The following is a 13,090-nucleotide window of genomic DNA, read 5'->3' on the forward strand; positions in this document are numbered from 1 at the left end:
GGGTGCGGGGGTGACCGGCAGACAGCAGCACGTCCTCGTCCTGGGCGGCACCACGGAGGGACGCCGCCTCGCGGAGGCGCTGGCCGCCGAACCGGCGGCGTGGCGGGTCACCAGCTCGCTCGCGGGGCGGGTGGAGCGGCCGCGGCTGCCGCCGGGCGAGGTGCGCACCGGCGGCTTCGGCGGCCCGGCGGGGCTCGCGGCGTGGCTGCGCGCGCACGCGGTCGACGTGGTCATCGACGCCACCCATCCTTTCGCCGGGACGATGTCCTTCAACGCCGCCGAGGCGGCCTCGGCCACCCATGTTCCCCTGCTCGCGCTGCGGCGCCCCGGGTGGGTCGCCGGTCCCGGCGACCGCCGGCACCCGGTGGCCTCACTGGCGGAGGCGGCCCGGGTGCTGCCGGAGCTCGGCCGGCGGGTCTTCCTCACCACGGGCCGTACTGGGCTGGCGGCCTTCGCGGGGGTCACGGACCTGTGGTTCCTGGTGCGTTCGGTGGACGCCCCGGAGCCGCCGCACCCGCCGCGGATGGAGGTGCTGCTGGACCGCGGCCCGTTCACCCTGGACGGGGAGCTGGAGCTGATGCGCCGGCACCGCGTCGACGTGCTGGTCACCAAGGACAGCGGCGGCACCGCCACCGCGCCCAAGCTCGCGGCCGCCCGCGAACTGGGCCTGCCCGTGGTCGTCGTGGAGCGCCCGCCGGTCCCGGCGGGCGTCCCCGTCGTCCCGGACGTGCCGGGCGCGCTGGAGTGGCTCCGCGCGCGCACGGCCTGAACGGGGTCCCGGGCGTCAGGCCGGGTAGCGCCGCGGCGTCCACACCACCGTGGTGCCGTCGCCGCGCCGCACCGCCCTCGTCTGCGACGAGCCGACGAGCAGCACGCACCGCATGTCGACGGTCGCCGGGTCCAGGTCCTCCAGCGTCGTGACCCGTACGGCCTGCTCGGGTCCACCGACGTCCCGGGCGACGACCACGGGCGTCCCCGGCACACGGCCCTCGCGGAGCACCTTCAGCGCGGTCTCCAGTTGCGTCCTGCGGCTGTGGGAGGCCGGGTTGTACAGGGCGAGCACGAGGTCGGCGGCCGTGGCGGCGCGCAGCCGCTCCTCGACGACCGTCCAGGGCTTGAGCCGGTCCGACAGCGACACGACCGCGTAGTCGTGACCGAGGGGCGCGCCCGCTAGCGCCGCCGCCGACTGGGCGGCGGTGATGCCCGGCACGACCCGTACGCGGACGCCGAGGTAGGGCTCGGCGGAGGCGGCCTCCAGCACCGCCGTGGCCATGGCGAAGACGCCCGGGTCGCCCGAGGACACCACGGCGACCCTCCGCCCGCGCCGGGCGAGGTCGAGGGCGAACTCGGCGCGTTCGGCCTCGACGCGGTTGTCGGAGGCGTGCCGGGACTGCCCGGGGCGGACCGGGACGCGGTCCATGTAGGTGGTGTAGCCGACGAGTTCGTCCGCCCCGGCGAGCGCGGCCCTCGCCTCCGGCGTCAGCCACATCGGCCCGGCAGGGCCGAGGCCGACGACCACGACCTCGCCGTCCGCCGGGGACGGGTCGGGGGCGGGCCGTTCGTCGACGCGGCTGGGCAGCACGGCGACGGCGAAGTAGGGCACCGACTCCGGGTCGACGTCGGCCAGCATCTCCAGGCGCTCGGCGTCCATCGTGGCCCGCTCGACGTAGTGCGCGTCCGCCAGCCGCCCGGCGGTCCCCAGGGCCCGGCGCACGGCGGGGAACGTGCGGCCGAGCTTCATCACGGCCGCCGCGTCGGCGGTCGCCAGCCGGGCCGCCAGCTCCTCCTCCGGCAGCGTGCCGGGCAGGATCGTCAGGACCTCCTCGCCCTCCACCAGGGGCCGCCCGATGCGTGCGGCGGCGGCGCTGACGGAGGTGACGCCGGGGATCACCTCGGCCGGGTAGCGGTCGGCGAGCCGCTTGTGCATGTGCATGTACGAGCCGTAGAAGAGCGGGTCGCCCTCCGCGAGCACGGCGACGGTGCGCCCGGCGTCCAGGTGCGCGGCGAGCAGCTCGGCCGACTCGGCGTAGAAGTCGTCCAGCGCGCCGCGGTAGCCGCCGGGGTGGTCGGTGGTCTCCGTCGTGATGGGGTACATCAGCCGCTCCTCGATCTGCTCGGGGCGGATGTGCGCCGCGGCGATGGAGCGGGCGATGCTGCGGCCGTGCCGGGCGCAGTGGTACGCGATGACGTCGGCGGAGCGGATGACCTCCACGGCCCGCACGGTCATCAGGGAGGGGTCGCCGGGGCCGAGGCCCACTCCGTAGAGACGGCCGGTGGTCATAGGATTTCGCTTTCGGTCGCAATGGCGTTGAGGGCGGCCGCCGCCAGGGCGCTGCCGCCGCGCCGGCCCCGCACCACCAGGTGCTCCAGGCGCGAGGGGTGCGCGGCCAGGGCGTCCTTGGACTCGGCGGCGCCGACGAAACCGACGGGCACGCCGATGACCGCCGCGGGGCGCGGGGCGCCCGCCTCGATCATCTCCAGCAGGCGGAACAGGGAGGTCGGGGCGTTGCCGACGGCGACGACGGCGCCCTCCAGCCGGTCCCGCCACAGTTCCATCGCGGCGGCGCTGCGCGTGGTGCCGAGTTCGGCGGCGAGCGCCGGGACGGCGGGGTCGGAGAGGGTGCAGACCACCTCGTTGTCCGCGGGCAGCCGCTTGCGGGTCACGCCGCTGGCGACCATCTGCACGTCGCAGAGGATCGGTGCCCCGGCGCGCAGCGCGGCGCGCGCGTCCGCGACCACCGAGGGGCTGTAGGCCAGGTCCCGTACGAGGTCGGTCATGCCGCAGGCGTGGATCATGCGGACGGCGACCTGCGCCACGTCCGGTGGCAGGCCGTCGAGTTCCGCCTCGGCGCGGATGATGGCAAAGGACTGACGGTAGATCTCCGGTCCGTCCTTCTCGTACGCGGTCACGTCGTCCTCGGGGGTGGTGGGGTGCTGGTGCTGGCGCGGCGGGCGGTGTGCAGGGCGGCGGGCAGGTCCGCGGTGACGTCGGCGGGTTCGGCGGAGGCGGCGCCGGCCACGGCGACGCGGTAGCGGCCGTCTGCGCCGGCGACCGCGTCGACCCACGAGCCGTCCGGGTGGCCGCAGCGGCGTTCACAGCCGGAGAAGTGCACGGGCAGCAGGCGGTGCCCCGGTTCGGGGGCGGCGTCGCGCAGCGCGGCCCCGGCGTCGGCGCGTACGTCCGCCAGCGACTTGGCGCACCCGGGCCGCCCGGCGCAGGCGGTCACCCCGCGCCACGGGGAGTCCTCGCCCGTCAGGAACCCGGCGGCGGCCAGGCGTTCCAGCGCCTCGGGGGCCGCGTCAGCCGGGAGTCCCGGCAGGACGGCGCCGCGCCAGGGCGTGATCCGCAGCTCGCCTTCGCCGGAACGTGCCGTCTCCGCGAGGAGCCGCCAGGCCCCGGTGGTGAGGCGGCCCAGGCGTACGCCCACGGACAGCGCGCAGGTGGTTCCGCCCGGGTGCGGGACGGGACCGAGCCGGGGAGGGCCGCCCGCGGTGGCGTCCGAGGGGCCTGCGGGAGGGGCGCCCGCCGCGTGCAGCAGCACGGCGAGGGCGGTGCCGTCCGGGTCGATGTCGGTGACGCGCCAGGCACGGGCGCCGCGTTCGGCGGCGAGGGTGAGGAAGGTCTCCGCGGTGCGTACCGCCCAGCGCGGCGCGTCGTCGGCCGGTACCTCCGCGACGGGCCGCCCGGCGATGCGGAGTTCGGCCGTGGCGGTGCCGGACCGCGCGATCAATGTCACATCGGCGCCGAGCGCTGCGGTGTCACCGCGGCCGTCGTCGAGGGCGAACAGGAAGCGGCCGGAGAGTCCCGCGGCGGCCGGTGAGGCGCACAGCAGGGCGTCCAACTCGCGTATCCAGCCCCGCAGGTCGCCGTGGCCGCGGCCGTCGAGCCCGGCGAGCGGCGAGGCGACGACGTTGCGGGCCCGTTCGTGGGCCCACGAGGGCAGCAGTCCCACCGCGCCGAGCAGCGCCGCCAATTCCGTCCCCGCGCCGGGATCGCGCAGCCCGCGCACCTGCAGGTTCCCGCGGGAGGTGAGGTCGATGCGGCCGTCGCCGAGGCGGTCCGCGGCGGCCGCCAGGGCCTCGGACTGACGTACCGTCAGCAGCCCGCCGGGGATGCGGATCCGGGCCAGCGCACCGTCGTCGGCGGCGTGCAGCCGCAGTGCGCCGGGGCAGGCGTCGTCGCGTCCGCGCCCCGCCGTCGCTGCGGCGAAGGCGCCGCTCACGGGGGGATCGGAGGGCGACGGCATGGCCGCGAGCATACCCGCGGGGTACTCGGGGACCTACGGGCCGCGGGGCCCGTGCGAGCGGCCCAGCGCTTACTATGCTGCGCGGGCAGGTCACCCAGCCGCGCCCACGCCATCGACGGCATCAGCGGAGGAAACCGGTGCGATTCCGGTGCGGTCCCGCCACTGTCACCGGGGGTCGGCGCAGGAGCGCCGGGCCTCGGGAGCCAGGAACTCCCGCCGTCCTCCACCGGCCCGGGGCGCGGACCCCGAGGAAGGCACGCCTGACGTGATCCTGCTGCTGTCGACCTCCGACACCGACCTGCTCAGCGCCCGCGCCGCGAACGCCGCCGGCGGTGCCGTCCCGTTCCGCTTCGCCAACCCCGCCCGGCTGGGGCCGGAGGACCTGCCCGGCCTCCTCGACGGCGCCGACCTGGTCGTCGTACGGCTCCTCGGCGGACGCCGCGCCTGGGAGGAGGGCCTGGACGCGCTGCTCGCTGGGCCCCGGCCGGTGGTCGTGCTCACCGGTGAACAGGCCCCGGACGCACAGCTGATGGAGCTGTCCACCGTGCCCGTCGGCATCGCGGCCGAGGCCCACGCGTACCTCGCGCACGGCGGCCCGGCCAACCTGGAGCAGCTGGCCCGCTTCCTGTCCGACACGGTGCTGCTCACCGGGCACGGCTTCGAACCCCCCGCCTCCGCCTCCTCCTGGGGCAGGCTGGAGCGCGCCGCGACCGTCACCGACGGCCCGCTGGTCGCCGTCCTCTACTACCGGGCCCACCACATGAGCGGCAACACCGCGTTCGTGGAGGTCCTGTGCACCGCGATCGAGCAGGCCGGCGCCCGGGCGCTCCCGCTGTACGTGGCCTCGTTGCGCGCGCCCGAACCCGAGCTGCTCGACGCCCTGCGCGGTGTGGACGCCGTCGTCACCACCGTGCTGGCGGCCGGCGGCACCCGCCCGGCCGACGCCTCGGCGGGCGGCGACGAGGAGGCCTGGGACGCGGGGGCGCTCGCCTCGCTGGACGTGCCGGTGCTGCAGGCGCTCTGCCTGACCTCCTCCCGTGGGACGTGGGAGGGCAGCGACGAGGGCCTGTCCCCGATGGACGCCGCGACGCAGGTCGCCGTCCCCGAGTTCGACGGCCGGCTGATCACCGTCCCGTTCTCCTTCAAGGAGGTCGACGAGGACGGCCTGCCCATCTACGCCGCCGACGCCGAGCGCGCCGCCCGCGTCGCGGGCATCGCCGTCCGCCACGCGCGGCTGCGGCACATCCCGGTCGCGGAGCGCCGTCTGGCGCTCGTGCTGTCCGCGTACCCGACCAAGCACTCCCGGATCGGCAACGCGGTGGGCCTCGACACCCCCGCCAGCGCGGTCGCGCTGCTGCGCCGGCTGCGCGCGGAGGGCTGGGACTTCGGGCCCGGGCACGAGATCCCGGGCCTGGTCTCCGGTGACGGCGACGAGCTGATCCGGGCCCTGATCGACGCGGGCGGCCACGACCAGGAGTGGCTGACCGAGGAGCAGCTGGCCGCCAACCCGGTGCGCATTCCGGCCGCCGACTACCGCCGCTGGTTTGCCGCGCTGCCGCAGGAGCTGCGGGACGCGGTGACGGAGCACTGGGGCCCGCCGCCCGGCTCGATGTTCGTCGACACCAGCGCCGATCCCGAGGGCGACATCGTGCTGGCCGCGCTGCGCCGCGGCAACCTGCTGATCCTCATCCAGCCGCCGCGCGGCTTCGGCGAGAACCCGATCGCCATCTACCACGACCCGGACCTGCCGCCCTCCCACCACTACCTCGCCGCGTACCGCTGGATCGCCACCGCGCAGGCCGACGGCGGCTTCGGCGCCGACGCGATGATCCACCTGGGCAAGCACGGCAACCTGGAGTGGCTGCCCGGCAAGAACGCGGCCCTGTCCGCCGCCTGCGGCCCCGACGCCGCCCTCGGCGACCTCCCGCTGATCTACCCGTTCCTCGTCAACGACCCCGGCGAGGGCACCCAGGCCAAGCGCCGCGCCCACGCCACCCTCGTCGACCACCTGGTCCCGCCGATGGCCCGCGCGGACTCCTACGGCGACATCGCGCGCCTGGAGCAACTGCTCGACGAGCACGCCGCGATCGCCTCCATGGACCCGGCCAAGCTGCCCGCCGTGCGCGCCCAGATCTGGACGCTGATCCAGGCCGCGAAGCTCGACCACGACCTGGGCCTGGAGGACCGGCCGCACGACGCGGAGTTCGACGACTTCCTGCTGCACGTCGACGGCTGGCTCTGCGAGATCAAGGACGCCCAGATCCGCGACGGCCTGCACGTGCTGGGCCAGGCCCCCACCGCCGCCGCGCGTGTCAACCTGGTGCTGGCGATCCTGCGTGCCCGGCAGATCTGGGGTGGCACCACCGCGCTGCCGGGGCTGCGCGAGGCCCTGGGCCTCGACGAGTCCGCGGCCACCCGCGTGACCGCGGACGCGGCCGAGGAGCAGGCCCGCGCGCTGGTGCAGGCCATGGAGGACGCGGACTGGGCGCCGGAAGCCGTCGCCGAGACCGCCAAGGGCCTGCCAGAGGACGTGGCCCGCGTGCTGGAGTTCGCCGCCCGGCAGGTCGTGCCGCGGCTGGCCCGTACGACGGACGAGACCGATGCCGTCGTGCACGCCCTGAACGGCGGTTTCGTGCCCGCCGGCCCGTCCGGCTCGCCGCTGCGCGGCCTGGTCAACGTGCTGCCGACCGGCCGCAACTTCTACTCCGTCGACCCCAAGGCCGTGCCCAGCAGGCTCGCCTGGGAGACCGGCCAGGCCCTCGCGGACTCCCTCCTCGCCCGCTACCGCGAGGACAACGGCGGCACCTGGCCGGAGTCGGTGGGCCTGTCGCTGTGGGGCACCAGCGCGATGCGCACCGCGGGCGACGACGTCGCCGAGGCGCTGGCGCTGCTCGGCGTGCGGCCGGTGTGGGACGACGCGTCCCGCCGGGTCACCGGCGTCGAGGCCGTTCCCGCGCAGGAGCTGGGCCGCCCGCGCGTCGACGTCACCCTGCGCATCAGCGGCTTCTTCCGGGACGCGTTCCCGCACGTCGTGGGCCTGCTGGACGACGCGGTACGGCTGGCCGCGGGCCTGGACGAGCCGGACGAGGTCAACTTCGTGCGCGCCCACACCCGCGCCGACCTCGCCGCGCACGGCGACGAACGGCGCGCCACCACCCGCATCTTCGGCTCCCGGCCGGGGACGTACGGGGCGGGTCTGCTGCAGCTGATCGACAGCCGCGACTGGCGCAGCGACGCCGACCTCGCCGAGGTCTACACGGTCTGGGGCGGCTACGCCTACGGGCGCGGCCTCGACGGGCGCCCGGCCCGCGAGGAGATGGAGACCGCCTACCGGCGGATCGCGGTGGCCGCGAAGAACACCGACACCCGCGAGCACGACATCGCCGACTCCGACGACTACTACCAGTACCACGGCGGCATGGTCGCCACCGTCCGCGCGCTGACCGGCCGTTCCCCCGAGGCGTACATCGGCGACTCCACCCGCCCGGAGACGGTGCGCACCCGCTCCCTGGCCGAGGAGACCTCCCGGGTCTTCCGCGCCCGGGTCGTCAACCCCCGCTGGATCGAGGCGATGCGGCGGCACGGCTACAAGGGCGCCTTCGAACTGGCCGCCACCGTCGACTACCTCTTCGGCTACGACGCCACGACCGGTGTCGTCGCCGACTGGATGTACGACAAGCTCGCCCGCACCTACGTCCTGGACCCGGAGAACCGCGCCTTCCTCCAGGAGGCCAACCCCTGGGCGCTGCACGGCATGGCGGAGCGGCTGCTGGAGGCGGAGTCGCGCGGCATGTGGGCCGAGCCGGACCCGGAGGTCGTCGAGCAGTTGCGGCAGGCCTTCCTGGAGACCGAGGGCGACCTGGAGGGCGGGGAGTAGGGCGCCGCGGGCGTCACCCGACGGTCGGCGCCGCCGAGGCCGGGGGCGGCGCGGCCGAGGGGTTGACGATGAGCGTCGGCTCGCCCGGGACGGGTGTCGGCGCGATCAGGTCCTTGGGGTCCGTGGTCGGACTGGCGGTGGTCTGCGCGACGATCGTCGGGAAGTCCACCAGCCCGGTCCGCTCCATGACGGTGATGTGGTCCAGCACGGTGTCGTTGGCCTGGTCGGCCAGCTGCCGTACGAGGCTGTTCATGGTCGTGGAGCGGACCTTGGCGATCGTGTTGAAGATCTGGCCGTGGGTCAGCCGCAGGATGTTGGCGAGCTTGCTGTCGAAGTCGCCCCCGGAGGCGGAGGACAGGGTGCCGAGGAAGCCCATCTGCTGCGGCGTGGGCTGGTTGGGCAGCGGTATGCCGAGCTGCGCGGCCACCGTGCGGTCGGCGCTGTCCAGTGCCGTGTGCCCGTCGATGAGGTGCCGCCCGGCGGTCTTGACCGCCTGGGTGGTGCCCTTCTGCTCCGCCATCTGCCCGGCGGGGAACTCCCACAGCCCGGCGAGCCGCACCTTGACGACGAATTCCCGGTCGAGGGGGGTCAGCGGCCCGTACGGGGTGGTCACCGCCTGCGCCTCGGGGGAGGACGCCGCGACGTTCGCCCCGGACATCGCCGGGTACACGAGCGCGGCGATCGTGCACACCAGCGCTCCGGCGACCAGGGCGGTCCCCGCCGTGAACCGGTTGGCCTTCATCGCGCCTCCTGGGTGGGTCGGGATCCGTACGCGCTTCCGGACGGTAGGGCCCGTCGCGGGGCGGTGGTACTCCTGCGCGATTTCCCTGAGCGCGGGCGGTGGCTGTTGGTACGGTGCAATCTTTCGCCTGTGCAACGGAAAGTGCCCGGGGCGGCGCGGGCATGTCTCCCCCCGGTCTTGGGCGGGGCGACGGCCCCCCGTAACGCGGACGTCGGCCGGGAGCGCGAGCCTGGGCGCATGGACGCCACCGCGCTGGCACGTTCCCTGCTGGAACCGGTACCGGCCCATCGGACCGCGGGGATCCAGGTGCTGCGGGCCGAGGACTGCGCCGCCGAGGTGGCGTTGGACACCCCGCACGGGCTGACCAACGTGATCGGCAGCCTGCACTCCAGCGGGCTGATCGCCCTGCTCGACGCGGCGGGTCTGGCCGCGGTGATCGCCGCGGTCGAGGGCCCGGGGGAGTTCGACGGCGTGGTGCCGCTCGGGGCCGCGGCGACGGTGGAGTTCCTCGCTCCGGCACGCGGCCGGCTGGTGGCCTCCTGCGCGCTGGACGAGTCCGCGCGGCACACGCTGCGGGGCGTGCTGTCCGGGGACGGCGACCGGGCACGGCTGGCGACGGTCGCGGAGATCAGGGACGCGACGGGCGCCGTGGTGTGCCGCGGAGGCTTCGACTGGAGCGTCCGCCGGGTCCGCCGCGCCTGACCGGGAAACGCCCGGCGAACATCCGACGGCGGGACGGGGAAGGCGCCGCCGGGGCCCCGGCGGCGCCGTACGGTGACCGCACTGCAGGAGAGATCACCGGGGAGCGGGGCGAGAGGTGGGAGACTGGCTGAGCGCCGACAACGTGGTGGCGGTGCTGACCGCGCTGCTCGGTCTGGTGGTCTCCGTCGGCGTGGTCTGGTACGAGCGCCGCGTCCCGCGCCGGCGGCGCATCGGCTACCGCGTCCAGATGGACACCCCCATCGGCAGCGACGACCCCGACGGCGGGGGCGGCGGCCGCAGCGTACGGCTCGGGCTCTTCAACGACCTCCCCGACATGTCGGACGCCACGCTGGTCCTGATCCGGGTCGAGAACGACGGCGGCGAGGCCGTCACCGACACCGACTACACCAACCGCGACCCGGACCGGGCGCTCACCGTCGTCTTCGCCGGCCGCACGGTACGCGGCGTGGCCGTCACCGAGGCCGATGCCGGGCCGCTGATGGACCACTTCGCCCCCGCGGGGGACACCGGCGGCGTACGGCACCAGGGCAACGTGATCCACCTGCCACGGGTCCCCCTCAACCGGGGCCAGCACTTCAAGCTGCTCGTGCTGCTCAGCGGCGGCCACGTCGGCGGCGGCGTCCGGGTCACCGGCGGCGTCCGCGACGGCGTGGTGGTCCCCAACAAGGCCATGCCGGTGGACGCCAAGCCGCCGCTGTTCAGCCGGGCCGCCCGGTGGATCACCATCCTGCTCACCCTCCACGTGACCGTCCTGGCCGGCATCATCGTCGTCCGCGAGGACCCGCCGCCGCCCATCGGCTGCGCCGCCGGACGGCTCACCGTCACCGGCTCCACCGCCTTCGCCCCGGTCGTGGACGAACTCGCCCGCCGCTACGCCGGGGACTGCCCCGACGCGAGGATCACGGTCGACGCGCACGGCAGCAACGAGGGCGTCCGCGAACTCGCCGACACCCGGGCCTCCGGCGTCGTCGCCCTCTCCGACGGCCCCAAGCCGGACGGCGAGCCGCGCCTGGAGGAGAACCGCGTCGCCGTCTCCGCCTTCGCGCTGGTCGTCAACGACGACGTCCCGGTCCGGGACCTGACCGTCGAGCAGATACGGCGCATATACAGCGGGTCCGTCGTCAACTGGAGGCAACTGGGCGGCCCCGACCTGACCGTCCTCCTCGTCAGCCGCAACGCGGACTCCGGCACCCGCGACCTGTTCCGCCGCCACATCCTCGGCGGCCACGGCGAGCCCGCCTTCACCTCGCGCGACTGCCGCACCCGCAACTCCCCCGACGACAAGGCCATCCGCTGCGAGCTGGACAGCACGGAACAGGTCCTCAAGACCGTCGCCCGCCTCCCCGGCGCCATCGGCTACGGCGAACTGCGCGCCGCCACGGCCTCCCAGGGCCTGCACACCCTGAGCATCAACGGCCGCACCCCCACCCCGGCCGCCATAGGCGACAGCAGCTACCCCTTCACGGAGATCGAGTACGCCTACACCTACGACCGCCCCGCCACGGGCTCGCTCGCCGCGAGCTTCCTCACCTACATGATCCGCGGCGCCGGCCAGGACGTCGTCAAGTCCCACGGCCACCTCCCCTGCTACAGCCCCGAAGGCCTGGAACGCTGCCGCCGCTGACCCCCCGCCCCCGCCCCCGGCTCACCCGCCCGCCCGGCCACCCCGTCCGCGCACCCACGACCGGACACCGTGCCGTGCGCCCGCGCCGAGGACGAGCGCGACGAGGACCGCCCCCCAGTCGACGACATGGGGCAGACCGGGGAAGAAGGCGAAGAACGCGAGCGTGGCGACACTCGTCGCGGCGAAGGCCGCGATCCCTGCCCTGCGCAGTTGCTGCGGCTGGTTCTCATCGCTCATGGCCGGCCTGCTCACTGCGTGACGTAGTGGCACTGTGAGACGCGCCGGGTGCCGTTGACGACCAGGTGGGCGCAGGCCTTGCCGAAGAGCGGCAGGGTCTGAGGGGCGTTGTTGCGCATGGGGTCGATCTTGCACTCGGCGTGCGTCTTCCCGGGGGACGTCCGGTACGTCCGGTTGTTGGTGTCGGCATACGTGAAGTCGATGCGCCAGTTGCAGAAGCCGCGTGTGAGGGCGGCTGCGAAGGCACAGTCGACCCCCGCGTTCTGGTAGGTGATCCGGCGGCCGCTGCCACGCACGATGTGGGTGAACGTGCAGCCGGTGGGGATCTTCACGGTGGCACCGCCGACGCTGTACTCGAAGGTCGAGACGGGGGTGGTGCCCACGGCCGTGGCATGGGCCTGCTGGGGGCCCGACAGGGCGAGCACGCAGGCCGCCGCGGAGGTGGCGGCGAGCCGCAGGATGTGTTTAGTGGCCACGGGAATGTCCTTCCGGGTGGGTGGGACCGGATAAACCCTGAGGTCGGGGCCGTGGTTGTGGTCGGGGCGTCGCTTCACCCCCATCGTGTGATCTTGAAGCACGCCGGGGCACGGGAGATGTACCGGTGTACGTCATGCGGGTTTCGCCGGGGCGTGGGGCGGGGTGGCGGGGGGCAGCGTTACGGTGGGAAAGGCGTACGCCCGTTCCCGCGGACCCGGAGGTGAGAGGCGGCATGACGACGCTCCCGCACCCCGCGGACCTGGATCTGCTCGCCGGGATGCAGGTCGACTACACCGACCAGGACGACCCCGTGCTGATCCGGCCGGACGGCAGCCCGGTCGAGACGTGGCGCGAGAACTACCCGTACGACTTCCGCATGGAGCGCAAGGAGTACGAGTGGCACAAGCGGCTCCAGCAGATAGAGCTGCTGAAGCTGCAGAGCTGGATCAAGGAGACCGGCCGGCGGCTGGTGATCGTCTTCGAGGGGCGCGACGCGGCCGGCAAGGGCGGGACGATCAAGCGGTTCACCGAGCACCTGAACCCGCGCGGGGCGCGGGTGGTGGCGCTGGAGAAGCCGACCGAGCGCGAGCGCGGGCAGTGGTACTTCCAGCGGTACGTGGAGCACCTGCCGACCGCGGGCGAGATCGTGCTCTTCGACCGGTCCTGGTACAACCGGGCCGGCGTGGAGCGGGTCATGGGCTTCTGCACGGAGGACGAGTACCAGCGGTTCATGCGGCAGGCGCCCGCCTTCGAGCGGATGCTCGTGGACGACGGCATCGACCTGGTGAAGTTCTGGTTCTCCGTGTCGCGCGACGAGCAGCGGACCCGCTTCACGATCCGCCAGGTCGACCCGGTGCGGCAGTGGAAGCTGAGCCCGATGGACCTGGCCTCCTTGGACCGGTGGGACGACTACACCGAGGCCAAGGTCACGATGTTCCGGGAGACCGACACCGAGCAGGCGCCCTGGACGGTGGTGAAGAGCAACGACAAGAAGCGGGCCCGTGTGGAGGCGATGCGCGCCGTGCTGGGCCGCTTCGACTACGGCGACAAGGACGAGGAGGTCGTGGGCGTGCCCGACCCGAGGATCGTCGGTGCCGCCGCGAACCTGCTCGAGGCCGGCGAGGCCTGAGCCTTCGCCCCCGGCGCGGGCGTGGTGGATGATC

At 74.5% G+C, this 13,090-nt stretch carries 11 protein-coding genes and 1 riboswitch; of the genes, 5 read left to right on the plus strand and 6 right to left on the minus strand.

Annotated elements, in window-relative coordinates:
• Positions 1-10 precede the first annotated feature (10 nt).
• Positions 11-769, plus strand: a complete 759-nt coding sequence (locus ABZ312_RS25780) for a cobalt-precorrin-6A reductase (protein WP_500322461.1) — start codon at positions 11-13, stop codon at positions 767-769.
• A gap of 15 nt (positions 770-784) precedes the next feature.
• On the opposite strand, the gene ABZ312_RS25785 is transcribed toward ABZ312_RS25780, so the two are convergent.
• The 3 genes from ABZ312_RS25785 to cobG are packed head-to-tail and all read right to left on the minus strand — an operon-like array spanning position 785 to position 4,247.
• On the minus strand, positions 785-2,281 hold the full coding sequence (locus ABZ312_RS25785; RefSeq protein WP_500322463.1) for a precorrin-2 C(20)-methyltransferase: 1,497 nt from the start codon (positions 2,279-2,281) through the stop codon (positions 785-787).
• Positions 2,278-2,910 carry a precorrin-8X methylmutase gene (locus ABZ312_RS25790; RefSeq protein WP_500359143.1) on the minus strand — a complete coding sequence of 211 codons (633 nt, stop codon included), beginning with the start codon at positions 2,908-2,910 and terminating at the stop codon, positions 2,278-2,280. Before ABZ312_RS25790 ends, ABZ312_RS25785 begins: the two co-directional genes overlap by 4 nt.
• Positions 2,907-4,247: a precorrin-3B synthase gene (gene cobG, locus ABZ312_RS25795; RefSeq protein ID WP_500359144.1), complete on the minus strand. Its 1,341-nt coding sequence runs from the start codon at positions 4,245-4,247 to the stop codon at positions 2,907-2,909. Before cobG ends, ABZ312_RS25790 begins: the two co-directional genes overlap by 4 nt.
• A gap of 127 nt (positions 4,248-4,374) precedes the next feature.
• A riboswitch (cobalamin riboswitch) is annotated at positions 4,375-4,460 on the plus strand.
• Positions 4,461-4,512: 52 nt separating this feature from the next.
• On the opposite strand from cobG, the gene cobN reads away from it, so the two are divergent.
• Positions 4,513-8,124: a cobaltochelatase subunit CobN gene (gene cobN / locus ABZ312_RS25800; RefSeq protein ID WP_500322468.1), complete on the plus strand. Its 3,612-nt coding sequence runs from the start codon at positions 4,513-4,515 to the stop codon at positions 8,122-8,124.
• Between the two features lie 13 nt (positions 8,125-8,137).
• Here the strand turns inward: cobN and ABZ312_RS25805 are convergent, their stop codons facing one another.
• On the minus strand, positions 8,138-8,866 hold the full coding sequence (locus ABZ312_RS25805) for a DUF4142 domain-containing protein (protein WP_500359146.1): 729 nt from the start codon (positions 8,864-8,866) through the stop codon (positions 8,138-8,140).
• Between the two features lie 237 nt (positions 8,867-9,103).
• On the opposite strand from ABZ312_RS25805, the gene ABZ312_RS25810 reads away from it, so the two are divergent.
• Positions 9,104-9,568 carry a DUF4442 domain-containing protein gene (locus ABZ312_RS25810; protein WP_500438881.1) on the plus strand — a complete coding sequence of 155 codons (465 nt, stop codon included), beginning with the start codon at positions 9,104-9,106 and terminating at the stop codon, positions 9,566-9,568.
• Between the two features lie 115 nt (positions 9,569-9,683).
• A complete protein-coding gene (locus tag ABZ312_RS25815) occupies positions 9,684-11,213 on the plus strand; it encodes a PstS family phosphate ABC transporter substrate-binding protein (RefSeq protein ID WP_500438882.1) in 1,530 nt (509 codons plus the stop codon).
• Between the two features lie 21 nt (positions 11,214-11,234).
• On the opposite strand, the gene ABZ312_RS25820 is transcribed toward ABZ312_RS25815, so the two are convergent.
• Together ABZ312_RS25820 and ABZ312_RS25825 are read right to left on the minus strand one after the other, a co-directional pair.
• Complete coding sequence (locus tag ABZ312_RS25820) at positions 11,235-11,450, minus strand: hypothetical protein (protein WP_500438883.1); 216 nt, start codon at positions 11,448-11,450, stop codon at positions 11,235-11,237.
• A gap of 11 nt (positions 11,451-11,461) precedes the next feature.
• Positions 11,462-11,926 carry a hypothetical protein gene (locus tag ABZ312_RS25825; protein ID WP_500438884.1) on the minus strand — a complete coding sequence of 155 codons (465 nt, stop codon included), beginning with the start codon at positions 11,924-11,926 and terminating at the stop codon, positions 11,462-11,464.
• Positions 11,927-12,159: 233 nt separating this feature from the next.
• Between ABZ312_RS25825 and ppk2 the strand changes: the two genes are divergently transcribed.
• The gene (ppk2, locus tag ABZ312_RS25830; protein ID WP_500322474.1) at positions 12,160-13,056 is read left to right on the plus strand and encodes a polyphosphate kinase 2; all 897 of its coding nucleotides are present in this window, start codon (positions 12,160-12,162) and stop codon (positions 13,054-13,056) included.
• Positions 13,057-13,090: the final 34 nt, after the last annotated feature.

The sequence above is a fragment of the Streptomyces sp. NPDC006207 genome, from assembly GCF_040613835.1.
Lineage (GTDB): Bacteria > Actinomycetota > Actinomycetes > Streptomycetales > Streptomycetaceae > Actinacidiphila.

Coding starts and splice junctions, on each gene's coding strand:
- ABZ312_RS25785 (WP_500322463.1), bottom strand. CDS start 2,281: ATGACCACCGGCCGTCTCTACGGAGTGGGCCTCGGCCCCGGCGACCCC.
- cobG (WP_500359144.1), bottom strand. CDS start 4,247: ATGCCGTCGCCCTCCGATCCCCCCGTGAGCGGCGCCTTCGCCGCAGCG.
- ABZ312_RS25805 (WP_500359146.1), bottom strand. CDS start 8,866: ATGAAGGCCAACCGGTTCACGGCGGGGACCGCCCTGGTCGCCGGAGCG.
- ABZ312_RS25810 (WP_500438881.1), top strand. CDS start 9,104: ATGGACGCCACCGCGCTGGCACGTTCCCTGCTGGAACCGGTACCGGCC.
- ABZ312_RS25820 (WP_500438883.1), bottom strand. CDS start 11,450: ATGAGCGATGAGAACCAGCCGCAGCAACTGCGCAGGGCAGGGATCGCG.
- ppk2 (WP_500322474.1), top strand. CDS start 12,160: ATGACGACGCTCCCGCACCCCGCGGACCTGGATCTGCTCGCCGGGATG.